Source organism: Veillonella parvula (assembly GCF_024461875.1).
Taxonomy (GTDB): domain Bacteria; phylum Bacillota; class Negativicutes; order Veillonellales; family Veillonellaceae; genus Veillonella; species Veillonella parvula_I.
Genome location: NZ_JANGAL010000003.1, coordinates 46143 through 69915, shown reverse-complemented (window position 1 = coordinate 69915; position 23773 = coordinate 46143). Strand labels below are relative to the sequence as shown.

The following is a 23773-nucleotide window of genomic DNA, read 5'->3' as shown; positions in this document are numbered from 1 at the left end:
AAAAACGAAAAAAATTTACAAATACATTATATGTAAAGATAAGCTAAATCTATCTATAAACTATAAAAAAACTACCATAAAGATATTATCTTTATGGTAGAAACTTTCACAAAATATAATTATAGTATGAGCCCAATAATGGCAAAGTAGATTTTAAATATCGTTTGTTGTAATGGACGAATAACCATGGAAATAATGGGTGTGTTAATAAGGATGATAAAGAATAATAAATTAAGCATCCCTAATTGGTAATATCTCATCTGCCACTCTGTAGGCAACCACGGCAAGATAATATTAAAACCAGGCAATGGTGGGAACGGAATCAAACAGAAGATTGATAAGCCAATACTATATAAAATAATATATTGCATAACCATGGCAAGACCTTGGGACTCCATGAGGCCTAATTTTCCAAGAAGCATATATATAAAGGTGAATATGAAGCCTGCTATAAGACCTGCCACAGGACCTGCAAAAGCAAGCAAGCTTATATCACGTCGTGGATCTTTAAAGTAAGATGGATTAATTGACATAGGTTTTGCCCAACCGAAGCCAACAAGAATAATACAGATGGTACCAATTAGATCAAGGTGCGCCATTGGTGACAATGTGAGGCGTCCCGCCAGACGCGGCGTTGGATCACCAAACCAAGTTGCTACCTTCGCCTCTGCATATCCAAAGATAGAAAAAACGATCATAATAGCAGGAATACTTGCTAATATCTGAACTGGATTTAAATCAAACATAGAACTCCTTTATTGTTTAGCTTCCCATGCGGTGTAACCTTCTTGAATGCAACGAAGGGCATTCAAGGTACGAGGATAGCCGATATACGGCACGCATTGGGATGCGATGTTAATCAAATATTGTTTGCTGTTCCCTACGTTCAAATTACCCTCTACATGAGCCTTGAGTTGAGCTTCACAGCCACCTTGAGCCGCAAGGAAGCAGAAAGTAATCATTTCACGATGAGCCACGCTAAGGCCTTTACGCGTATAGTAATCGCCGAACATATTGGCAAGCCATTTGTTGATGTGACGAATATCTTCTGGCCCTTCTTGGTAAGAATTACGCATAGGCTCGCCAAAGATTTCCACTTGCTTTTCTACGCCTTTTTCAAGACGAGACTCGCCAGTAATCGTGCTACGAGATGGATCAACAATAGCTTCTCCTCGATAGTCAAAAATCTTATTGGTCACCTTAAAGAATGGGCGCACACGTCCGATGCCAAGATAGGGTACCGCTTGATAAATGAGCTCTACCACTTCATCAGGAATAAGACCAAAGTTTAATGCTGCCGGTAGCATTAATGCATATTCATCAACAGCAGAGGCGCCTACTAATGTTGCAAGAATGGCTAAGAAGCGATCTTTTGCCGGTACATTACGGCCTTCTTCGGTGATGACTTCATCAAAGGCAAAATTATCAAACAATACTTCAAACTCTGGATCAATATAACCTGCTGGGGCTGCAATATCAGGGAACATACGCTCAGTGTAGGCTTGAGCAAATTCAGATTTAGACATAAAAAACCTCCATAAACAACACTGGTGAAAGCCCAAAAGGAGCTTTCACCAGCAATAGTTATGTAATTATTACGATACGGGCCATCAAATTATAACGCTGGGAATTCGAAAGTTGTGCCGTATACTTCTTTCCAAGCAGCCATGAACATATTGAACTCATTTGTTCCAGGTTGAATTTGGTAAACTTGACCATCTGGAGCGTAACGATATACAGTATGTAAGCTTGGATGAACAAGATATTTGAACAATGTAGCTTCCCCGTATTGGTTATTATGCATATTAATTACATTAACACCAAATACATGGTTACGGCTGCTATCGATACCTTTAAACTCAGATGCTTTATCAAAGAAATACGTTTCTGTACCATTTGCACTATTTGGAACCTCTGGATAGTTAGCTAACCCATTCCAGTTTGCTGCGTTTGCAACACCACCTACTAATAATGTACCGGCTAATACAAATGCACCTAATAAATTTTTATTCATAATGCTCTCCTTTGTGCCACGAGGGCAAATCACGAATCAGTCATACTCTCACATGACCTGAATACAATACGCTATAGGTATAGTATATCACATTTTTAATAAAATTTTTAGATTTCCAAGGTTACAGAATATATGCATATGAGGTTGTATCAAATTAGCCCTTCATGTTCTCTGCTGTTTTTGCGTTTGCATTATCGATTGCTTCTAGTAATTTATTGAGCAACATACGCAATTGACGTGTCTCTTCTACATCAAAAATTGGACCTGACGCTTCAGCCAAGCGGCGTGGTATATGAACAGCTACATCACGTAATTCTTTGCCCGTATCAGTAAGGGTTACCATAACTACGCGTTCATCTTGACGACTACGTTTACGTTTCAAAAATGCTTTGGCTTCTAATTTCTTTAAAAGTGGTGTTAATGTACCGGAATCAAGGCGCAATACTTGGCCCAATTCCTTAACTGATAAATCACCATATTGCCACAATGCCATCATTACGATGTATTGAGTATATGTCAAATTTAAAGGATCTAAGTGATTACGATATGCATTAACAATTTCCTTCGCCACTACATAAAGTGGAAAGCTCAATTGATTTTCCAATCTTAAATATTCTGAATCAGGAACATCTTCTTTATGTTTGTACCCTTCGAGTACACCAATTTCTGCCATATTCTACCTCCATATGCACACAATTGTCTACTAATTAATTGTACACAATTTTACGGTAAACAGTCAACGCAAAAAGCCTACTTTGAACAGATATTTTTAAATTTGTCAATTAATTAATATTTATTTTCTTATTCGTTAAGAATTAGGCACTTCTATAGAATTTATGGGTAAAAATCATACCATAAAATTGTTACTTTATTTATAAGTCTATTTGATATCAAATTAGAAAGTTATAACTTCTGTTTTCAATGAAATCTTTTTTCGTTGCAGGACCGTCTCCTAATAAATGACTTAGTAAAAATACGCCCCCTACTAGGTCCTTCCTTGTAGTATAATAAAAGAAATTCTATATCAAAGCTAACTTATAATAGGAGGCCTATATGAACACCTTAGAGTGCATCAAAACTCGTCATAGTACACGTAAATTTAAAGCAGATCAAGTATCTCGAGAACTTATTGACCAAGTACTCGACGCTGGTCGCCGCGCTCCATCCGGCGGTAATACACAATTAACACATTTCATGGTCATTACAAACCAAGATGTGCTTCAAGAACTAGTAACACTCATTCAAGAAGAATACGGCAAAATGCCGATTACAGAAAATACTTTACCTTACATGGTGAATATCATTAAGATGTCCGCCGAAGGCAAATTTGTATTCCACTATAATGCACCTGTGCTCATCGTATTAGCTAGTAAAGCAAACTATGCTAATAACTTTGCTGATGTATCTTGTGCTATGCAAAATATGATGCTTGCTTGCAATGAACTTGACCTTGGTAGTTGCTGGGTTAACCAAATCCGTCATCTTCAAGATAATGAACGCATCCAAGCTAAAATGCGTGAACTAGGTCTTAGCGAAGACGAAAAAGTCTACGCTAGCCTCGCTATCGGCTATCCAGACCTACCAAATGGCCTTAATCGCCGCGAAATCGAGCCAAAAGGCTATCCTGTAACATACATTGATTAATTGAGACTCATAATATATAAAACAAAAGCGCTATCTATCCCACAACTCTATTTGAGTTTCCTTAGGGATAGATAGCGCTTTTTATTGACTATATTATTTTTTAACGCTCATCGATTTAGTAATCAAATCGATACACACACTCCTTACTGATATTTATAATGAACTACTATTAAGCCTCAAACACACGTTTACGAGCTGCGTTCATGAGAACGGAATGATCATCATCTACTATGTAATTAGATTTGTAAGCCCAACGCAACAGTAATGCAGAGTTTGCAACTACGAGAAGGCTCCCTCCGTTATGAACAAGGGCCCCCACACGATAGGAAGGCCACACAATACTATTGTGAACCAAGCCCAGTCGAAGGGCAAGCCTAAACGAACACCTAATACACTAAATACTACGCCGATACCGCCGGCTACTAATGTAATCTTTTCACGATTCAAATCGAACCATTCTGCTATTTTGCTCCACCGTTCCATAATTACCTCCTGTGAAAGCTTATATATAATGATATGTACACATTAATTATGGTCTACATACATGCGTTCATGTATATAACACCTTAAGGGCAAACATGTTATGTATCGTTCTGTTTACCATTTTTATTGTTTTATACCCATAGGGGTATATCTTATGGTTATGTTATACCCATATGGGTATATTTGTGTCAATAACAAAATATGTACAATCATTCATATATATTAAAAAACACAGATAGATACTGGATCTATTGAGGCTATATTATTCATGCATAGCCTCATTACACAAATGTATGAACAGTTACTCATATATATATTCGCAAATTTAATGATTTTTACATAAAAGATATTCTGATGATTCTCAATCTATTCAATACTATTTCACCCTAATCAATGCTATCCATAATGCAGTTTCCTAATAACTATTTATTATAATAGAAAATTAAGTATAGTCGACTACATACCCAACATGGTATTATTACAAATGACATGTTGTAGAAAGGATGTGTAACGATGTCGATTTTCTCTCCTGCTCCTCATATTGAACGTTTACCTGAGGCGCAAATCGATTCCACCTACAAACGTCTTCGTCGCGAAGTCTTTGCAGGTACATTTATTGGTTATGCTACATTCTATTTGATCCGTCAAAACTTTAGTTTAGCTGTTCCGTACATGATTGCTGAGTACGGCTACACCAAAGCGGATCTTGGTATAGTTATGACCATCTTATCCGTAGCTTACGGCGTAAGTAAATTTGTTATGGGTAATGCGTCTGACCGCTCTAACCCAAAATACTTCTCCACAGTAGGTCTATTGCTTAGTGCTTTAGTTATGTTATTATTCGGCACCTTACCAGGTGTTATGAGCAGTATTCCTATCATGTGTGTTCTTGCCTTATTAAACGGTTGGTTCCAAGGTATGGGCTACCCTCCATATGCGAAAAACATGGTAACTTGGTTCTCCCGTTCCGAACGCGGTGCTTGGTGGTCTTGGTGGAACGTGTCCCACAACCTAGGTGGCGGCATTATCGCTCCTCTTGCTACGCTTGGCATCTACCTATTCGGTACATGGCATAGTATCTTTTTCTTCCCTGCCCTTATCTCTATCGTGTTAGCGATTATTACCTTTGTATTGTTGAAAGATACGCCTCAATCTTGTGGCTTACCGCCTATCGAAGAATACAAACATGAAGTAGTTCATACACATACAGCAAATGAAGAAAAAAGTACTTTCAAAGAAATCTTCTACAAATATATTTTGCATAATAAATACTTATGGTATCTTGCGATTGCAAACATTTTTGTATACTTCATCCGTTACGGCGTAGTTAGCTGGGCACCGACCTATTTAACCGCTGTGAAAGGCTTCACAAAAGAAGGTTCCCGTTGGGCTTACTTCTTATACGAATGGGCTGGTATTCCAGGCATGCTCGTAAGTGGTTACTTGAGTGACCGCGTATTCCGCGGCCGTCGTGCTCCAGCTACAATTTGCTTCATGCTATTCGTTATCTTGGCGATTCTCGTGTACTGGTTTAACCCTGCAGGCAATATTCTCATCGATAACTTAGCACTCATCGCTATCGGCTTCCTCATCTACGGTCCTGTTATGATGATTGGCCTTCAAGCAGCAGATATGGTGCCACGCGTAGCAACAGGTGGAGCTACTGGCCTTACAGGCCTTCTTGGTTACCTCATCGGTTCTGCCGGTGCTGGTGCTTTCATGGGTCTCATGGTTGACCTCTACGGTTGGGATGGTGGTTTCATTGCCCTCGTTGGTGCATGTATCCTATCCATCGTATTCCTACTCCTCACCCTTGGAGACAAAGGACAACAATAGAATACGTACTGTATAATACGTAATGTATAAATACGTACTGTACAACTCACTGTTGTATATACAAAACTCCCCTAGTAATACTTATGATTACTAGGGGAGTTTAATTATTTATGCGACGCACAAGGAACCGTTTAATACTTTCAAATTATACACGAGACCAAGTCGAGCCAAGCCATGTAATGCAGCAGCTGTTACTGGATTGATAGATCCTAACACACCAGCACCGATGATGGCAACGTGGAACATTATGGACACGATAAGTAGGCCCAAATGGCATTGTTTTGCCTCTTTTGAAAGCCCCGCTGTTGGAGAGTTTTCATCTACGAGAGAACCCATCATGAGTGCCACAAGAACGAGTTCCAAAGAGCATGGGCAAAGGATAACTAGCAATGTAATGGTATGCATAAAGTTCTGCGTCAATGCATAGGAACCCATGGAAAGCAACATAACAGCCACAACAATAACAGATGAATAATTGTTAATGCCCTGACGCAAGGCTACAAGCTGTGTAGGCATGGTCGGCAACATATCATCATCCAATGTATAATGTACGTCACCCGTAATAAGCTGCTCTAAGAAAAAGCCACCATGTACGATGAGTCCTACATAAGCCGCCGTATGGTAATCTCCAATCGCAATAAGCGCCACCATGGCTATCACGATGAGAAAATTAGCATGAATCTCTAAATGATCCAAAATACTTTGCACGCTGTTAATGAGCAATGGCAAGCCACAAATGATGACCGTTACCCACGCCAAATCAATAGCTGGGTTCATAGGCTCCGTAAGCGCATCTAATATAATAAATAACAAGCCGAGTGCCAAAATAGCCCCCTGCGTACGCAGAGAAACCTGCGCTGATAAAGACTGTAAAAACTTCATATAGACCTCTCTATAAATGAGATACCGGCCTTACTTAATCCGGAAATAAAATACAAAACAATTTATTAAATAGTAAGGTACACCCATGCAATATGACACTAATCTTGTGTTAATATCGTACTAATATTAACCTAATAGTAATCAACTACCGATCTGAAGTACCTTTTGTTTCTATTCTAAATTTTTATAGTACCCATAGGGGTATATCTATTGTGTAAATATTATACAAAATATATAAGTTATATACAAATCAAAATTTTTGATAAATGAGAGCCCCAGTTGTTACTCTAATTTCATATTGTATAAAAAAGGAACGGACCTATCTCTAAAAACGACTTAGCTCGCTTTGTAGGCTATTTTAATAGGTCCTAGTTGTGAGCTCTAATTTCTTTATTAAAAAAGTAGAAAGAACAGGTCCCTAAAAACGACTTAGCTCGCTATGGAGGCTTTTAGGGACCTGTTCTTTCGGTTAACTAATATGAAATTAGAGCTTCAACGCCTCAACCCATTCTGCTTCTTTAAATCCAACGAGTACTTTGTCTTCAAGAACCAAGATAGGACGTTTTACAAGCATGCCATTAGATGCTAATAAAGCTAGTTTTTCTTCTTCACTAAGGTTCGGCAATTTATCCTTTAATTGTTGTTCACGGTAAATCATACCAGAAGTATTAAAGAATGCTTTCAAATCCTTGCCAGATTGTGGATACCAAGCAGCGATTTCCTCTGCTGTAGGATTTTCGGACTTGATGTCACGATCTGTGTACTTAATTTTGTGATCATCTAAGAATTTCTTTGCTTTTTTGCATGTTGTGCATTTAGGATATTCAACGAATAACATAGGTTCTCCTTATATCAATATTCAATGTTGTAACAACTTACTAATTTAAGATAATTGTACCAAACACATCGAAAACTATCAATCTCTTATTGACAGTCTACGGGTTCTAATGAAGCACAATGTGTAATAGAGGATAATACTTCATCCATCCCTTCACTAAGTTTTGCTGTACGCAAATCAACATCCATCTGTAAACGCAAGAAATACCCTTCCGAAACACCAAAGTATTTCGCTAAACGCAACGATGTATCTGCTGAAATAGATCGTGTACCATTCAATATTTCTTGAATCCGTGAAACAGGCACATGTATATCCTTAGCCAATCGATATGCAGATAGTCCTAATGGATCCATAAACTCTTCTTTTAATATTTCACTAATGGTAGGTGTAGGAATAAACTTTTCCATATTAATTTCCTCTCTATTAATGATAATCTACAAATCCGATAATCATAGAATCTCTCCTTTGATTATACCTGTTTAACAGGTATAATTCAATAACATATACTTGAATAATAACTATACATAAAATTAAAATTATTCTACAAACAATTTTGGTAAAAAGATTCTATAAAACATTATCTAAATCCTACACTCGCGATGACTCTATTGGCCACCTATTTCGGAATGTAATCAATTTACCCTATCGTTATAATTGAATTAAAACTATCATTAATTCCCACTTCAACTAAATTAATTTTAAAAAGTAAAAAAACCTACATCCTCGACCGTATCATGTATAAAATACATATTAAAGGTTGAGAGAATATAGGTCTCTTATAAAAATCTATGTATTATTTATAATACTAGTTATAGCAAAAATGTAAGTCCCATTGCCACGAAGATGGCTGGCAGAAGGTTTGCAATACGTACTTTACCAGGCCAGATGAGGTCGATACCAACGCAGAAAATTAGAATAGATCCGACATAGGATAAATTATCGATAGCACTAGGTGTCATCAACGGCGCCGCAATATGTGCCATAGCCGTAATGAGCCATTGCGTAATACCTACTGGAATAAAGGAGAACAGCGCCCCTTTCCCCATAGAGGATACCATAACCATAACGATGATGCCGTCGAGGATGCCTTTTAAAAGTAATGTCTGATAATTTCCAGTAAGGCCATCTTGAATGGAACCAAGTACACCCATAGCACCTACGGTAAACGTCAAAGATGCCGTGATAAAGGCGTGCGTAAACTTTGGATCACCCGCATTGCCAGTGCGAGCTTTCACCCAGTCACCAAATACAGTAATCCAATGATTAAGGTCGATAATTTCGCCAATAACGGCACCTACAACCATGCTAATAATCATCAATAGAGGGCCCGTTGTTTGTAGAGATCTATTGACAATGACGAGCATATACTGCATGGCCCCGCTCATACCGAGGAGAAGCACGATAATACCGCTCACAATCATGAGCGTTTGCTTTAAATTTTCTTTCATAAAGCGACCAAACGCGAGGCCACATAGGCTGCCAGCTATAATGAGGCCAACATTAATGGCCGTTCCCAAACCAATCATATATTTCCCTTCTTTAATTGTGAAAGTAACACTATCAATTTACTTCAGTATAACAACTATATCGAAACAAATCAATTTATATGGTATAAAATATATAGTTGAAAATGGATTAATTAAAGTTTTTTTTAGGCCCATACATATAGCCTGATTAATGCTACTATAGGTCTCCATACTACAGCATTGCTCCTCTTATAGCATTATATACAGCAAAAAGCCTCTATCCAATAAAGATAGAGGCTCTGTATAGTTTATAGCGTTGAGAGAGAACTAATGATAGACCCGCTTAGGAGAGAGAGAGTATATGTGTTTATATATAAAGCGGGCCGACATGAGATGAGTCGCTATCGCCTCATCGACTTTAGTGTACACCCAATTCCACATAACAACAAATTCAATTATGTAAACACAAGTATGCACAAAAACTATTGTTAACTAATTTATACTTATCTCCCTTATGCTTCATCGTCTACAGGTAACCGTACGATATCTGCTGTTTTATTAATCTCCTTAAAGCAAGGGCAGTCTTTACCGTGATCATTGATGAGGCCACTAGCTTGTAGATGCGAATAAATCGTAACAGGACCTACAAACTTAAAGCCCCGCTGCTTTAAGTCTTTACTAATCCGCGTAGATAAACCATTCTTTGTAGGAAAATGACCTTCTGGATGATTTTCATAAATAATCGTTTTATGATTGGTAAATCCCCAAATATAGTTACAAAACGAACCAAATTCAGATTGAATACGTTTAAAAGCAGCAGCATTATTGATAATAGCTTCAATTTTAGGACGATGCTTAAGCATCCCCTTCGTCTGCATGATGCGTTTAATATCGCTTTCACCATAAGCAGCCACCGCATCAATATCAAAATGATCAAAGCATTCTCGAATGATGTTTCGTTTATTCAAAATCGTAAGCCAACTGAGACCACATTGGAGACTTTCAAGACAAAGATGTTCAAATTGATGTTGGTCATCATGAATTGGTCGGCCCCACTCGTAATCGTGGTAATCCTGATATAAAGGCGTCGTCGGCCATTCACAAGTCGTCATCACACACCTCCATGCGCCCAGACGAGGACGTCATACATGAGCGCTACTACGAGGCCCATTACGAGATGCCCCCCCACATAAAATGGCACTAAATAATAAATGAATAAAAGCAAGGAATGCAAAGCTTTACGAAGCCATACAATCGGTGTAGATGTGTCGCCACCTACTTTACTATCAAGCCAATTATGGACGGTGTAAATAGGCGTTCCTAAACGGCGAATCCAGTCTGGAACACGTACCCCAGGATTCAAACCAGGGCAATAGAAGATCACCAAGGGCAACGCCACCACATCAATGACGAGCAATAGGGTTAGCATAAAAGCAAACCAATCTAATTCGCCTTCCCACGTGAAGGGTTGTGCCATGAAACGGGCCCCCCACAAATAGGCTTTGTATACGATATACGGTTCTAATAGCCATAATAAGGGCTTCACTACACTCATGGGACTACCTACACCAAACAAAAAATAATAAAAACTACGCATTTGCGTAGTCATTTCATATATACGACATTCCGATTATATCGACTGAATACCAAGGACATAGCGATTTTCTAGGTTAGAAAATCACTTCATACACACCATTTTTTAGTCCTTACATACATCAATTTTCATATTAATATTATATCAGATTTTGCAGTTCTTGTGGGATTATATTTTATAAAAATTTTATCAATTTACACTATTTATAGTACTGATTAACAAAAGAAGTCACTATATAAGCCATCCGCTCTATTTTATCACTCTAAAAAGCCCTTTATCCATTTTAATAGATAAAGGGCTGCATGTATGTATTAAGACTTTCACTAATAAAAGCAGTTTAGTTGTCACTAATAATAATTTTCGTCACCTTGCTGCCATTGTGCTCGAAAAATATACCTACAATATTGTCACTGTTATAGCGTAGATATCCATAGAACCATCGATTATTAAAGTCTATAAAATCAGGACGGCCATAGATGTCCATCACTTTTTTCAAGGAATCGCCAACAGCAATGCCACGGGCAGTCACGGCATCACGATTGCTGACAATCATATACCATACGATAGGACGACTATCTTGCATCAAAGAATGTCCAAATTTGATGCCCCCATAAGTGAGCTCATCACGTTTCTCTCCTAACCTCTCAAACTACAAATAACCTATAGACCTAATATTAACATAATCACACTGAAATCAGAACCTAACGCTACAATACCTATAAAAAAAGCACTCATGCCCCATAGGGAGTAGTAGAATGTAAACAAAACACGTTTCCATGTCACTTAAAAATATATTCATTTAGTTATATAATTATACTTAATGACATAACCTACGGATTACTACAATACTAATAAATATAGAAATGTAAACGGGAGATACCACCATGACTAAACTACCACTATTAGCGTGTGCTTTCATCATGAGCACTATATTATCCCCAATAGGAGCCATCGATGTTAATATTCCTGGTGCAGATTCTAAGTTTTCCAAGGATGCCTACATAAATTACCAAACCACGAACCCTGATATTGAAAAGGATGTAGCAAACTATGTGAAAACATTAAAGTTAACGGACAAGGCTAACGGTATTAATAAAAACGAAATTGAGTATACTAAAGCAGCCTCTACATATCGCGGTCAAAATTACCATAATACGGTCATTTCCGTTCATGATCAATACAACCAAATTCGCCTTTCATTCCCAGTAGCGGGCATAAAAAGTGATTATCATATAGGACGTTACCAAAATCCAAGTCGAACCATTGAGGACTATCGAGTGTTAACCAATAATGGAAGTCTCAATTTAGAAATTGACTACGCAGATTTTAAAGATTACGACTGGCGCAACACCAAAATAGCTTATGAAAAGCTAACAGACAAAGACGTCCGTAATTTCTTGCAAGACAATGCGAAACGAAAGTCCTCCAAACAGATTTCTGATATAAAGGGCACTGTATTTTCATATCCTACTGTTACCTACAGCACTTGGGATAGCATGAAGATGCCACACTTTAAAAACGGTAAAAAAACAACGCTCACCATCGACACGATCAATTTTAAATTTAAGGGCTATAACATGCGTCATCCCTTATATCACGCAGGATTTGTCTATTATGATAACAACCCCGTCCTGAACAAGGTTCCTACAGATAAATTATTGGCTAATTATGTGCTTCCCTCTGTACAAAACCTAAATGAATTAAATCAATATTCACGCATAGAAAGCTTAAACGGTGTACAATACCGCGTACCAAAAGACGCCATATACGAAGGTGAAAGTAAGGGCTCTGAACACCAAGATATTAGATACTACAAAAAAGGAGATATAACATTCTTTGTTTCTACTGACAATGTTCCTAGAAACCCATATGCGCACGAACTTGTTATAAACGGTCATTACAATTTTAAAACTGATTTAAATACGTTCTGGGATATTTACCGTTACCATCCATCAGCATCAGACTATATCAATTACTCAGTTGTATGGAACAATAACATCCCTGGTCTATCCATACACAGCTATGAACCTAATAAGGATGATCACATCCTAACCTTTAACTCCTATGATGGGACCTATAGCTTTACCTATATCATCTTTTATCCAAGTTTTTTACATGCTAAAGAGGTTCAAAAATTACGAAATATGATTGAGTTCTTTGACTCTACCAATAATCCTAGTTTTAAAATGCAAGAACACGTTCTATTTCCAGAAGCATAGACGATTTATATCAACACCATTATAAAATAGCTTTCATAAGCATTATATTATACAAATATATAAATTAACTAACAAAAGTCGAGCAACTAAACGATAGAAGCTCGACTTTTTTAGTACTAGAAAACTAAAATATACTTAGTTAAGATGCAGCATTCACGGTATCCCAAAGAATTGTATGTATGTCTTCATTTGTTATGTGGACAGACTAGTCCTCTATGGCGTCAACTACTTCGCCAATGTACATATAATGTGGTTCCCAACGATCATGCCCAGCTTGTGTATATACAGCAGGATTAGATGCGTAATAATCTTTTACCTTTTCTGCCAAATAGGCTTCATCGAATTGGTGTTCATATAGCTTTTTACATACAAAAGTTAACTCTGCTTCTTTGAAAGTTACCCCATCGCCTGCCACAACTGGTGTTAGGCCAGAATTTGCCACCTTATTTTCGTCGCGGCCAGAATGAGAACCTAAATAACCAAGAGCCTTGTGATAGCTTTCAGGGAAGAAACTAACTGTAAAAGTATCATATTTAGCCATAAACTCTTGAGTGTAACGCGCTGGATGGATGTACACCGTCACAGTGGATATATCGCCACCATTAGGGCCCCATATGTTGCCCATACTGCCCCAACTAACCGTACATGTATTAAAATCATCAAGCATTCCAGCCGTAACAAGAGCCCAACGATTCTCAAACATGGTAAAAGCTTTATAATCCTTTGTTTCAAATGCTTTCATAAGAACCTCCAGTTTATCTCAATTTGACGATATAAATCTTTACCCCTATAATATAGGTAGATAGTCAGACGAGTCATACCGTCAGGCTCATCTCTGAAAACAAAAAAGCTTGAGAAATGGCCTTTCAGTTATCGAATCATCTAAGATAACGAAGGGCTATTTGTCTTTTGTGAGACAAATAAGCGCTATTAAAGCTCCAAAAGCAATAACCACAGTTATCACCTGTAATAAGAGCATGATTATTTCATAATCACTCATAGGCTTATCCCTCCCTTCGATGACGAAGAGAGGCCCAACCTCGTCTAACTATCCTATGCTTATTATATAGCGAACTAATATACGATACAATAAGTATTATATTATACAAATATATGAATACAATAATAAAAGCCGAGCTAATTCTATGAATTAAAAGCTGGCGGTAATCGCTTACACCATAAAAACTTTAAAACTACATTTCTTATTGAGTTAATATATTAATCCATTCCATATACCACGGTATAAATACTGGGCTCTCTTCAAGTTTCTCCTTATAAGACCCTTCTTCTCGCCATTGTGGCTCTTTTCGTAATCTTGCCGCATCATCAAAGCCCACATATTCGATCATATCTCTCAGTTGTTTATGTGTATAAGATGTTTTACTTTCATCATAATTAATACGATAACTGTAAACGTATACAGAATCTCTCACAACATGACGAAGATAGGATTCACTATTAGGCTTATAGGAATCAACTAAAGAGCCTGCAATCCCATTGTTCCATACTACTGCATACTGTGTAGGTGTGTCTAAATCATTATATTTATGTAAAAAATAAAATGTTGGGATCTTAATAATCGTTACATCTGGCTTTTCTTTCTTGATTAAGCTACGTATTACCCGCATTTTAAATCCTGTATCCTCATAGGTTCTTACATCATATGTCTCGTCTTCCACAGTTTCACTGATGAGCTTAGCCGTTTTAGGAATACGATAGTTAAAATTACCCCAATGCTCAATATTAGTATAAGCATCTAATCCAGATAATGATTCGATAGATGGAATAATATAATTACTCATCACCACTTCAGGCGCTTTATCTTGATATGGATCCTCTGTATTTACCCAACCGCCATAGGTAATGCCATAAGATGTATTTGTATCATTTGGTGTAAATTCCGTATACATTACATGGGCATTATTTGACATGAGCTTCCAAGATGTGTTCCGTAATCCTGGATACATATATTTTCCTTTACTTTCAGAATATTTATTAAGCTCTTTAGCATGCGGTGGACCGACAACTAAAAACGCACTAAGGCTTCGAACAGCAAACAAGGGCCCTTGTTTTCCGGATGGAGACTCTACAACATCACCCCGTAAGCTAACATTTGGTACGGATAATCTGATATTCTTATCCCCTTCATGAAGCAACACAACTGTAGACTGCGAATAATCTGCAAGCTCCGAAGCCTTAACAAAACCAGACCGTTCTCGATATAACTTATCCAGTTTCGATGCCGGATTTACAGACTTCGATTCTACAAATTGAATATATGACTCTACCTCTTGCTCCGCCACCTTATTAATATGTCGATAATCTTCATACGCATTAGCAGGAATACTCGCATCCGCCCCAGGCATAGGTGGCTGTCCGGCTGGCACTTCAATCTGTACAGCACTTACATTTATGGTGAAAGCAGTTGCTAGTGCCATCATAATTACACTTTTACGTAACATAGTACCCTCTCTCAATTTTTATAAAATAAATAAGCACAACCTTGTTAACATAAGTATACTATGCAGATAAGGCTGTGCCTATGATTAATAATTTTATAATTTTATAATTTAGTATATAGGATTTACCTATATTGATATTTATAAGGTTTATCTCAATTTGACGATATAAATCTTTATCCCTATAATATAGGTAGATAGTCAGACGAGTAGTGCCGTCAGGCTCATCTCTAAATCAGTAAAACATTAGGAAATGGCCTTTCAGTTATCTAGTTACACTAGGCAACGGAGGGCTATTTGCTTCTTGTAAGGCAAATAAGTGCTATTAAAGCCCCAAAAGCAATAACAATAGCCATTACTTGTAACAGGAGCATGATTATTTCATAATCGCTCATAGACTTATCCCTCCCTTCAAAAACGAAGAGAGTCCCAACCTCGTCTAACTATCCTAAATCTATTATAGAGCGAACTAATATACGATACAATAAGCATCATATTATATAAATATATAAATTAACAAATAAAGCCGAGCTACTAAAACAAGGTAGCTCGGCTTTTTATGTCATTTCACAAATTTATAATCTACTAAATTCTAATTACATTACTCTCAAACCAAATCTTTAAAGAAGGATCTAATTTGCTCGTTTTAGAGGTTTACAGAATCACACTACTCTCAAACCCTCTGCTAGTTTTGCATAATCCCAATCGCATTTTAGAGGTTTACAGAATTACACTACTCTCAAACGCGTTAGGTAAAGGGTGTCTAATTATTTCAGTTTTAGAGGTTTACAGAATTACACTACTCTCAAACATCAGGCAGCCCTTTCAGCACTTCTACGGAGTTTTAGAGGTTTACAGAATTACACTACTCTCAAACTACAGATTTGAGCTTATTCCTCATTAATGAGTTTTAGAGGTTTACAGAATTACACTACTCTCAAACGAATGCAGTCGGATATCAGTATGATAAGGGGTTTTAGAGGTTTACAGAATTACACTACTCTCAAACGGGGAAATAACAATATGAATGATATACAGCGTTTTAGAGGTTTACAGAATTACACTACTCTCAAACATTAGTGGTTATGTATCTGATGAAGCCAACGTTTTAGAGGTTTACAGAATTACACTACTCTCAAACCAAAGACTGCAGATTGAAAAGAACCTATTAGTTTTAGAGGTTTACAGAATTACACTACTCTCAAACAGATAATCTTGCCTTAACCGCATCAAGTTCGTTTTAGAGGTTTACAGAATTACACTACTCTCAAACAAGGACTGTGGACATTTCACATATGTTCCAGTTTTAGAGGTTTACAGAATTACACTACTCTCAAACTCCATGTATGGTTACAAAAAGGATATGGCGGTTTTAGAGGTTTACAGAATTACACTACTCTCAAACGAACCATACAAGGTGTTCACTCCAAAGTTTGTTTTAGAGGTTTACAGAATTACACTACTCTCAAACCGTGGCACATTTCATGAACGTGAACAGATGGTTTTAGAGGTTTACAGAATTACACTACTCTCAAACAAGGTGTTGGTGTAAGAGCCACAACGGCAGGTTTTAGAGGTTTACAGAATTACACTACTCTCAAACAGCGATGTACATTATGTGAATAAGAGTGATGTTTTAGAGGTTTACAGAATTACACTACTCTCAAACTGCTTTTAGCATTGCATCACCTCTACTTTAGTTTTAGAGGTTTACAGAATTACACTACTCTCAAACTCGCAAGTATATCAAATAGAAAAGGGGGTGGTTTTAGAGGTTTACAGAATTACACTACTCTCAAACGATAGTCCGGGTGAATTCGCACAAAATATCGTTTTAGAGGTTTACAGAATTACACTACTCTCAAACACATTCTAGAGACATTGGAAAAGAAAGAAAGTTTTAGAGGTTTACAGAATTACACTACTCTCAAACTTAGCTGCCACGATCTCACCTCTTTTTTATGTTTTAGAGGTTTACAGAATTACACTACTCTCAAACTACATCGTTAATACTTAATCCAATATGTGAGTTTTAGAGGTTTACAGAATTACACTACTCTCAAACTCTTTAGACATGGAAGAATTAAAAGACAATAGTTTTAGAGGTTTACAGAATTACACTACTCTCAAACACAGGCTTTATATTCTAATTCATCATAGAAGTTTTAGAGGTTTACAGAATTACACTACTCTCAAACCCCAAATTAAATTTGAGGCTCAAGAGTAACTCGGGCTACCACCAGGTGTAATTCTGTATACTCCTTAAATAACACAAAAATCATTATCTAAAATATACCCATTAATAAGACTTTTATCAAGATTTTCTTTAACAAAAGATCCTGTCGTTAAACAAACTAATCGTAATTGTCTACTCAACATGTTGTGATAAAATGCATTAATCTCATCATCATTTAAAACTAAATCTAGATTTACCATAATATATACCATGGGAGATAATAATGTATCAACCACTTCTATGTAGGACATGAAATCCATAATATCCCCTGTACGATTAAACTCAAAGTTAAAGCTACCTAACTTAATAAGTTCAGCAGTACCAATTTCAAGTTTATGTTGGATTGATAAAGGATATCCAAATTCTAAAGAATAGTAAAAGGCATGAAGTCGATTTACAATATCCGCTACCTCTTCAGTCATCAATAAAGCGTCTTTAGATAGTTGGTTTTGTAATTTAGTTAATAAAGTTTTACTATTTACATCTACATATAATGGATTAAGTATCATATGGCTATACTTATCTATACTAAAAGCTTTATTATTATCGTTTAAGATCCAAGGCCCTTCACCACCATCACACTGTATATCGAGCTCTGTAACCATATGTCGAAAAGCTTTACAATCTTCAAAAGATATAACGGTTACCTTATCATGAAATATCTCAAAGTCCAATATAGAATCTTGATACATTAATTTCATATCACGAGCACCCTCTCCGTTGAGTCTATAACCTCACTTTGCTTATCTCCTACTACAATCTCCATTCTTGAAAACTGTTTTTCTGTAACAGTTAACATAAACAAGCTACCACTAGGTGGCTTATTTTTACGTACATGGTCCATTATAATGTTGGCACTAGTTGTATTAAGAACTAATTTTGAGTACACAGATTCTTGTAACATGAGGAATCCTGATACAATTAAATACTTTCTAAAATTCCTATATTCTTTTCTATCTTCCGAAGTCGACGTCGGTAGATCAAACATCACTAGTATTCTCATAAATCTATAGCTCATATTCTATAAACCTAATCTCTGAAGCATCTTGATTCCGCAATGCATCAAATACACTTTTACAGTAAATGCGAATAGCAACACTAAATGTCTGAATAGTATCATTAATTTTTACATCTTCAGATAGTAATTCTATAAGTGACAATTTAACATCTCGATTAAATTCTGTAGGTATCGACTTGATAACAACCGCATCAACAAAGCCTCTCAACGGTTCCATCAAATCAGAACCTAAATTATACGGATTAAATTGATTACAATGATTAAGACCTAGCTGAGTAATATAACCTAACGATAAAATCTCTCGATTTACCGCAGAAAGCAATATCGCATATCCATAATTCAGTGCTGCATTAATAGCATTATCCTGTTCACGAGAAAATGATTTTCCAAACAAAGCATTAAAATATACTTTTGCAGCATGCCCCTCACGTTGAGTTTCATCATTTAGAGTCAACTCATCAAGATATTGGTATAGTAAATCTGCTTCAACTAACTCCTGATGCTGTAATAGCTCTGCTTGATTCATAATCTTACGTCGTACAATTTCTGTCCATATAGAAGCTTTCAACTCTTTAGACCATTCAGCCTGTTCAAAACATCGTTTACTACTATTGTGACTACCATGTAACGGAAGAAGCTCACTGGCTGGATTCCGTTTCTCATCACAAAACACAATAGCCACTTTTTTCTTAATCAACTCGTTTAGTAGTACGGCGGTGAGACTCACCGCCGTAGATTCAACAATCAGCATATATATTTCATCAATATATACCTTAGTCGTCTCAAAGTCTTTGCGAATAATCATGTAATTCATTTTAAAATCTAACTTAGAACGACTACTTATGACTACCGTACGCCAACTCATAATAACCCCTAATACTAACACATTCGTTTTAAACTATAGTTACTTCATTAGAATATAATCCTGTAATGGATTCATTGATAACTTTAAATTCATCTTGATTACTTATTTTACTCCCCACAGTTGATCTAGATGCTGTTATTCCTAAAGGCTTAACTTCAAAAGTAGTTTTTTGATTTGTTAATAAGTTTAAAAGCTCTATCAAATGAATACTCTGTTCTTCTAAAGACATTTTTTTAAATAAACCATATCCCTTTTCTGATAATTCATCTGCTTTATTCCCTTTCATCTTTTGATATATAGGCATTTTAAGTTTACTTACCAAGTAATCAAAGAACTCTATATTTTTCTCTTCTACGATTCTAACCTCTATCGTATGCTTATTATCAAGAGCTCTTGTTGATACAACATTTGCCTTCAAATCCTTATTATCTTTTCTCATATTATTAAACTTCTCAAGCACTTTGAGGTATGGAATCCATTCATTTGAAACAATGACTTGAATCGCATTATCAATACAGAATTTACTATTAGTCTTCCCGCCCAAATAGTAATAGAACCCATTAACCTTAACAAGTTGATTAATACATAGCTTTCTATAAATAATAGAGATATCTTTCGCTTGTGGAGTGATAGAGGCTACATAATCAATCAAATCTTGATCTGTTATATTTCGATTTGTTAAATAAATCGGTAGTGGCACAATCTCTTTAACAACTTCTCCCTTTTTACCAATATATTGAACAATAATAGAATAGGCATTCTTAATTTTTGTCATGCCACCATATTTAGTTACATCTGCAAATACGCTGGATTTTGTTTTCATTCCAATATAAGCGCCATCTTTAGCCTTCGCTGCGACAGTGGCTTTATATACAGTTGCATCAGCTAAGGCACCAGATTGTTCTAGCAATCGTTTCGTAACACGAACATCATTACTAGTCATCATTTTGTTAACTGTATCCATGCTTGTTTTTACATCCCAAGCTTTAGCATTAGTACATTTGACGTCATAGTTGAACATCTTCGCCAGATTATATGTGCGATTAGCCCCATTCTTTTTGAAAAATGCACGGAAGTTACGTGTAAATTTCTCATGGTACACATTACCTACTACGATATTTAAATATGCATCTTTAGCGTGATGATGATGGTTTAATGAGCGGACCTTAATAAAGTTATTATCATGGCGGAAATCCGTTACATTCTCAGCTTTTACAAAGACTACATCAATATCCGGGTAAAGACGACGCAACAATGTTGTAGCAGCCTTAACAGATTGATTAGTTTCTACTAGTTGACGAGCAATAAAGCCACTTAAATCATCAGCTGTAAGTGGTGTAATGCGAGTAAGACGCTCATATTTCCGTTCACTAATAAGACCTTGTTGTTTTAAGAATATCCAGAATGCCTTTTGTGCCTTTTGAATTTCTTTACTAATTGGATATGTATCTGATTTTTGAGCATTTGCAGTTCGTTTACATAACACTAAGTTATCAAAACTATCATCCTTGGTAAGGCTACGAGGATAAATATGATCAATATCATAGTTATCTGTATTTAACTGACTTAAATCTATAACTTCACCAGTATAAGCACAGCGGCCCATTTGAGTGTAGTATAAATAAAGCTTTTTACTTCTTAACGCCGCATCATCATATTTAGCTAGTCCTGATTTTAGCCCTCCAAACTCTTCGTTCGTAAGTCCGCTTAATAATGCATCATCTTTTTTTATCGCTGCATATAAATCTGATAATCGTTTTTGGCGGGAATCTTTTTTCTTTTTCTCCGCTTTATTTGACCGTGTTACTTCTACAAAGATACGAGCCGGTAAAGCTTTTTTAATATGTACAACCTCATCAACGATGCGCAATGCTTGCCATACCGCACGTTTAACAGCAGGTGAAAGCGCTAAATCATCGATAATATCATGAGGGTTCACGATTTGATCTTCTGTTAATTTAGCATTTATTTCTTGAATACGTTCCATAAAGGAAAATTTATCGCCTAATAGTTCCATTAAGTTATAGCTAAAATCACGCATTGCTTCTATAATGGTTACAGAAGTACCGTCTCCAATCTTATCACAACCATCGATACCATTTAGTAATTTCTTAGAAAGACGGCCCCAATCTCGATATCTTAATTTTGACAATTTTTTGATAGCTTCATCATCAAGGCGCGAAGAAAATTTATTACGCAATGTTTCTCGCAACATTTTCTTACTTTCACCAAAGATAGTTATATCCGCAATAATGTCTTCAGCCATAGATACATCAAAATTAGTCCCAAGAATACGAACCATATCACGATAAGAGGCTAAATCATTTTTAATTTCTCCATCAAGACCTGTAATCTCATGTTTATGAGTTTTTGAAATATAACCATTATCTTTTAAAAACTGCTCTATCCGATTTTTGGTCATTTTTTTATGGTCTTGCTTAAATACGGCCTTAATAAGATGCGCTTTTACCTTTGTCTCTAATGGTTTACCATCAATACGTACATTATTAAGTTCGTTAAGCAACATAAACTTACTATACAAAAGTGATGATTTGGGCAGCACATCCTCACCCAAAAGGTAGGTGCATTTATTAGTAAGGTTTTTGATAAAAGCTGCTGCTGATTTCTCCCGATCAATTTTATCATCAAAATTCCACGGAGTTACTCGTCCAGACGCTTTACGAACCGCCCAAGCAAAACCACCGTTATCTACATTATGATGAGTATTTAAAGGCCCTACGTAATACGGAATGCGAAACTCTAGCATTTTAATGAGTTTATCTGCTACAGAATAACCATCTGCCACTACATTTAAGAATGGGAATTTAGATTTACATGTATCAAGAATAGTTTTAAGCTCTTCCAAATGTAATTGATATGGAATAACACCATTATCTTTAATCCGCTGTAATGGCAATAACGTTTGTAATTCAATTTCACTAAGAATATATTCTTTATCCTTAGAATCAGATAGTCCTTCTACTATTTTCTTAGTGTATTTATAAAAATCTTCACGGTTACAACTAGTTTCCTCAGTACGACCTTGTTTAATATAATGCACATAGTTGTGTAGACCTTTTTCATCAACTTTGAACATTGTATTGTAAATGCTTCTATCCGACTTTAGTAAAGATTTCAATATAGCTAAATCATCTTTATGCTTGTTGAAAGCTTTTACCTTAGATTCAGAAATAGTAAGGCCAGGTTCTTTAATAGACATTAGGATAATAGCATCATATACAGATTTACAATCATCAATAATATGAATCTCGTCCCCCCAAACTTTAGCTAGGTCATCACGTCTCTCATCATATGTATCTCCTATAATTTGTAACTTTTTAAGATCTTCATCTAAATCCTCTACAGAGCCGAATAAGTCAGTAAGACTTGCAGATAAACCTAACACCAAATTAGCAAATGATTTAAGTCTTTTTTTATCCTCCTTGACCTGTTCTTTTTGAGTTTTACCAGAAATATCCACTTCATCAGTAATTATATATGTATCAACAAGACGTTCTATGGCCTTTGCTTTGTCAGATTTTGTTTTTCCAGCCTCCATAAGGATTTGCCCTATAGAGCTAATAGCAGAATTACAATCAAAGCAATTAAATGTAATATTTTCTAAAGCTTGTTTAATAACATCATCAAGCGTTGAAGCATTAGAGTCAAATGTAGCCCCTTCATAAAGGAAGTTACCACGATATTTTAAAATATGATGTACAGCTAAAAATAGTTTGCGAATATCATCAGTACCAGATTTCATCAATTCTGAACGCAAATGATAAACAGTAGGATACTCTTTAAAATAATCTTGATCATTATAGTTTTTATCGATAAACAAAATATGTTTTGAACTATGACCGGTCGTTTTATCCTCATAGTGGTACTTACTTTCACGAAGGCGCATAAAGAATGTAGGATCCACCTGTGCCATAGCATCAGCAAACAATTCTTCTAATAGTTTTAAGCGTAATTTACGACGTTCCAAACGACGACGCATGGACCGGAATCCACGACGTGCTACAGCGGATTCTCCCTCATCAAACAAACGACTTCCCCACATTTTATGAGATCGAAATTTCAGCAACTCATAGGCCTTATTGGTTACTGCCCAGCCCACTGAGCTTGTACCAATATCTAACCCCACAAAATAATCTTTAATTGGATATCCTTTCAAATGACTTGAAATAAGTTGGTTCGATGCTTGCGTTTCCATAAG

The 23773-nt window shown here is 36.3% G+C and carries 21 protein-coding genes and 1 CRISPR repeat array; of the genes, 3 read left to right on the top strand and 18 right to left on the bottom strand.

All coding sequences use genetic code 11. The features are described from left to right. Positions 1-119: 119 nt before the first annotated feature. From NE668_RS06170 to NE668_RS06155, 4 genes are all read right to left on the bottom strand, one after another. Entirely contained in the window at positions 120-746 is a 627-nt protein-coding gene (locus NE668_RS06170; protein WP_004698228.1) for a site-2 protease family protein, read from the bottom strand. 9 nt (positions 747-755) lie between these two features. Further along, positions 756-1526: a carboxymuconolactone decarboxylase family protein gene (locus NE668_RS06165; RefSeq protein ID WP_008714656.1), complete on the bottom strand. Its 771-nt coding sequence runs from the start codon at positions 1524-1526 to the stop codon at positions 756-758. Between the two features lie 89 nt (positions 1527-1615). Beyond that, positions 1616-2014: a hypothetical protein gene (locus NE668_RS06160; protein ID WP_021148759.1), complete on the bottom strand. Its 399-nt coding sequence runs from the start codon at positions 2012-2014 to the stop codon at positions 1616-1618. Between the two features lie 154 nt (positions 2015-2168). Next, positions 2169-2687 (bottom strand): MarR family winged helix-turn-helix transcriptional regulator, encoded by a 519-nt coding sequence (locus NE668_RS06155; protein ID WP_008714655.1) that lies wholly within the window; start codon positions 2685-2687, stop codon positions 2169-2171. Between the two features lie 380 nt (positions 2688-3067). Here NE668_RS06155 and NE668_RS06150 point away from each other — a divergent pair, with 380 nt between their 5' ends. Beyond that, on the top strand, positions 3068-3658 hold the full coding sequence (locus tag NE668_RS06150) for a nitroreductase (protein WP_205112617.1): 591 nt from the start codon (positions 3068-3070) through the stop codon (positions 3656-3658). Positions 3659-3937: 279 nt separating this feature from the next. Here NE668_RS06150 and NE668_RS06145 read toward each other — a convergent pair whose 3' ends face one another. After that, complete coding sequence (locus NE668_RS06145; protein WP_227037229.1) at positions 3938-4141, bottom strand: hypothetical protein; 204 nt, start codon at positions 4139-4141, stop codon at positions 3938-3940. A 513-nt stretch (positions 4142-4654) separates the two neighbouring features. Between NE668_RS06145 and pgtP the strand changes: the two genes are divergently transcribed. Beyond that, positions 4655-5977 carry a phosphoglycerate transporter protein PgtP gene (pgtP, locus tag NE668_RS06140; RefSeq protein WP_012864979.1) on the top strand — a complete coding sequence of 441 codons (1323 nt, stop codon included), beginning with the start codon at positions 4655-4657 and terminating at the stop codon, positions 5975-5977. A gap of 108 nt (positions 5978-6085) precedes the next feature. Here the strand turns inward: pgtP and NE668_RS06135 are convergent, their stop codons facing one another. From NE668_RS06135 to NE668_RS06105, 7 genes are all read right to left on the bottom strand, one after another. Further along, entirely contained in the window at positions 6086-6859 is a 774-nt protein-coding gene (locus NE668_RS06135; protein WP_077707822.1) for a hypothetical protein, read from the bottom strand. A 484-nt stretch (positions 6860-7343) separates the two neighbouring features. Next, a complete protein-coding gene (locus tag NE668_RS06130) occupies positions 7344-7697 on the bottom strand; it encodes a Spx/MgsR family RNA polymerase-binding regulatory protein (protein ID WP_004694510.1) in 354 nt (117 codons plus the stop codon). 86 nt (positions 7698-7783) lie between these two features. Next, complete coding sequence (locus NE668_RS06125) at positions 7784-8104, bottom strand: HigA family addiction module antitoxin (RefSeq protein WP_004694508.1); 321 nt, start codon at positions 8102-8104, stop codon at positions 7784-7786. A gap of 402 nt (positions 8105-8506) precedes the next feature. Continuing rightward, positions 8507-9223, bottom strand: coding sequence for a DUF554 domain-containing protein (locus NE668_RS06120; protein WP_227037228.1), 717 nt, complete (start codon positions 9221-9223; stop codon positions 8507-8509). 452 nt (positions 9224-9675) lie between these two features. Further along, positions 9676-10275, bottom strand: a complete 600-nt coding sequence (locus tag NE668_RS06115; RefSeq protein ID WP_227037227.1) for a DNA-3-methyladenine glycosylase I — start codon at positions 10273-10275, stop codon at positions 9676-9678. Further along, the gene (locus NE668_RS06110; protein WP_174892421.1) at positions 10275-10718 is read right to left on the bottom strand and encodes a hypothetical protein; all 444 of its coding nucleotides are present in this window, start codon (positions 10716-10718) and stop codon (positions 10275-10277) included. The genes NE668_RS06115 and NE668_RS06110 overlap by 1 nt, the downstream gene beginning before the upstream one ends. Before the next feature lie 376 nt (positions 10719-11094). Beyond that, positions 11095-11343: a hypothetical protein gene (locus tag NE668_RS06105; protein WP_256196221.1), complete on the bottom strand. Its 249-nt coding sequence runs from the start codon at positions 11341-11343 to the stop codon at positions 11095-11097. 298 nt (positions 11344-11641) lie between these two features. Here NE668_RS06105 and NE668_RS06100 point away from each other — a divergent pair, with 298 nt between their 5' ends. Beyond that, positions 11642-12976: a hypothetical protein gene (locus tag NE668_RS06100; protein ID WP_227037224.1), complete on the top strand. Its 1335-nt coding sequence runs from the start codon at positions 11642-11644 to the stop codon at positions 12974-12976. Between the two features lie 205 nt (positions 12977-13181). On the opposite strand, the gene NE668_RS06095 is transcribed toward NE668_RS06100, so the two are convergent. The 6 genes from NE668_RS06095 to cas9 all read right to left on the bottom strand — a co-directional run bounded on the left by NE668_RS06095 (position 13182) and on the right by cas9 (position 23770). Then, entirely contained in the window at positions 13182-13718 is a 537-nt protein-coding gene (locus NE668_RS06095) for a flavin reductase (RefSeq protein WP_024061238.1), read from the bottom strand. A 460-nt stretch (positions 13719-14178) separates the two neighbouring features. Then, a complete protein-coding gene (locus NE668_RS06090) occupies positions 14179-15438 on the bottom strand; it encodes a hypothetical protein (RefSeq protein WP_227037223.1) in 1260 nt (419 codons plus the stop codon). Positions 15439-16078: 640 nt separating this feature from the next. Then, positions 16079-17633: a CRISPR direct-repeat array (repeat unit 36 nt; unit sequence GTTTTAGAGGTTTACAGAATTACACTACTCTCAAAC). Positions 17634-17697: 64 nt separating this feature from the next. Next, on the bottom strand, positions 17698-18372 hold the full coding sequence (csn2, locus tag NE668_RS06085; RefSeq protein WP_024061234.1) for a type II-A CRISPR-associated protein Csn2: 675 nt from the start codon (positions 18370-18372) through the stop codon (positions 17698-17700). Next, on the bottom strand, positions 18369-18674 hold the full coding sequence (cas2, locus tag NE668_RS06080; RefSeq protein WP_024061233.1) for a CRISPR-associated endonuclease Cas2: 306 nt from the start codon (positions 18672-18674) through the stop codon (positions 18369-18371). The genes csn2 and cas2 overlap by 4 nt, the downstream gene beginning before the upstream one ends. A 4-nt stretch (positions 18675-18678) precedes the next feature. Next, entirely contained in the window at positions 18679-19554 is an 876-nt protein-coding gene (cas1, locus tag NE668_RS06075; protein WP_123138222.1) for a type II CRISPR-associated endonuclease Cas1, read from the bottom strand. A gap of 28 nt (positions 19555-19582) precedes the next feature. Next, positions 19583-23770: a type II CRISPR RNA-guided endonuclease Cas9 gene (gene cas9, locus NE668_RS06070; protein WP_227037221.1), complete on the bottom strand. Its 4188-nt coding sequence runs from the start codon at positions 23768-23770 to the stop codon at positions 19583-19585. Between the last annotated feature and the right edge of the window lie 3 nt (positions 23771-23773).

What these genes read in the sequence shown, in the direction of transcription:
- NE668_RS06170 (WP_004698228.1), bottom strand. Translation starts at nt 746, where the DNA reads ATGTTTGATTTAAATCCAGTTCAGATATTAGCAAGTATTCCTGCTATT.
- NE668_RS06165 (WP_008714656.1), bottom strand. Translation starts at nt 1,526, where the DNA reads ATGTCTAAATCTGAATTTGCTCAAGCCTACACTGAGCGTATGTTCCCT.
- NE668_RS06160 (WP_021148759.1), bottom strand. Translation starts at nt 2,014, where the DNA reads ATGAATAAAAATTTATTAGGTGCATTTGTATTAGCCGGTACATTATTA.
- NE668_RS06155 (WP_008714655.1), bottom strand. Translation starts at nt 2,687, where the DNA reads ATGGCAGAAATTGGTGTACTCGAAGGGTACAAACATAAAGAAGATGTT.
- NE668_RS06150 (WP_205112617.1), top strand. Translation starts at nt 3,068, where the DNA reads ATGAACACCTTAGAGTGCATCAAAACTCGTCATAGTACACGTAAATTT.
- NE668_RS06145 (WP_227037229.1), bottom strand. Translation starts at nt 4,141, where the DNA reads ATGGAACGGTGGAGCAAAATAGCAGAATGGTTCGATTTGAATCGTGAA.
- pgtP (WP_012864979.1), top strand. Translation starts at nt 4,655, where the DNA reads ATGTCGATTTTCTCTCCTGCTCCTCATATTGAACGTTTACCTGAGGCG.
- NE668_RS06135 (WP_077707822.1), bottom strand. Translation starts at nt 6,859, where the DNA reads ATGAAGTTTTTACAGTCTTTATCAGCGCAGGTTTCTCTGCGTACGCAG.
- NE668_RS06130 (WP_004694510.1), bottom strand. Translation starts at nt 7,697, where the DNA reads ATGTTATTCGTTGAATATCCTAAATGCACAACATGCAAAAAAGCAAAG.
- NE668_RS06125 (WP_004694508.1), bottom strand. Translation starts at nt 8,104, where the DNA reads ATGGAAAAGTTTATTCCTACACCTACCATTAGTGAAATATTAAAAGAA.
- NE668_RS06120 (WP_227037228.1), bottom strand. Translation starts at nt 9,223, where the DNA reads ATGATTGGTTTGGGAACGGCCATTAATGTTGGCCTCATTATAGCTGGC.
- NE668_RS06115 (WP_227037227.1), bottom strand. Translation starts at nt 10,275, where the DNA reads ATGACGACTTGTGAATGGCCGACGACGCCTTTATATCAGGATTACCAC.
- NE668_RS06110 (WP_174892421.1), bottom strand. Translation starts at nt 10,718, where the DNA reads ATGAGTGTAGTGAAGCCCTTATTATGGCTATTAGAACCGTATATCGTA.
- NE668_RS06100 (WP_227037224.1), top strand. Translation starts at nt 11,642, where the DNA reads ATGACTAAACTACCACTATTAGCGTGTGCTTTCATCATGAGCACTATA.
- NE668_RS06095 (WP_024061238.1), bottom strand. Translation starts at nt 13,718, where the DNA reads ATGAAAGCATTTGAAACAAAGGATTATAAAGCTTTTACCATGTTTGAG.
- NE668_RS06090 (WP_227037223.1), bottom strand. Translation starts at nt 15,438, where the DNA reads ATGTTACGTAAAAGTGTAATTATGATGGCACTAGCAACTGCTTTCACC.
- csn2 (WP_024061234.1), bottom strand. Translation starts at nt 18,372, where the DNA reads ATGAAATTAATGTATCAAGATTCTATATTGGACTTTGAGATATTTCAT.
- cas2 (WP_024061233.1), bottom strand. Translation starts at nt 18,674, where the DNA reads ATGAGAATACTAGTGATGTTTGATCTACCGACGTCGACTTCGGAAGAT.
- cas1 (WP_123138222.1), bottom strand. Translation starts at nt 19,554, where the DNA reads ATGAGTTGGCGTACGGTAGTCATAAGTAGTCGTTCTAAGTTAGATTTT.
- cas9 (WP_227037221.1), bottom strand. Translation starts at nt 23,770, where the DNA reads ATGGAAACGCAAGCATCGAACCAACTTATTTCAAGTCATTTGAAAGGA.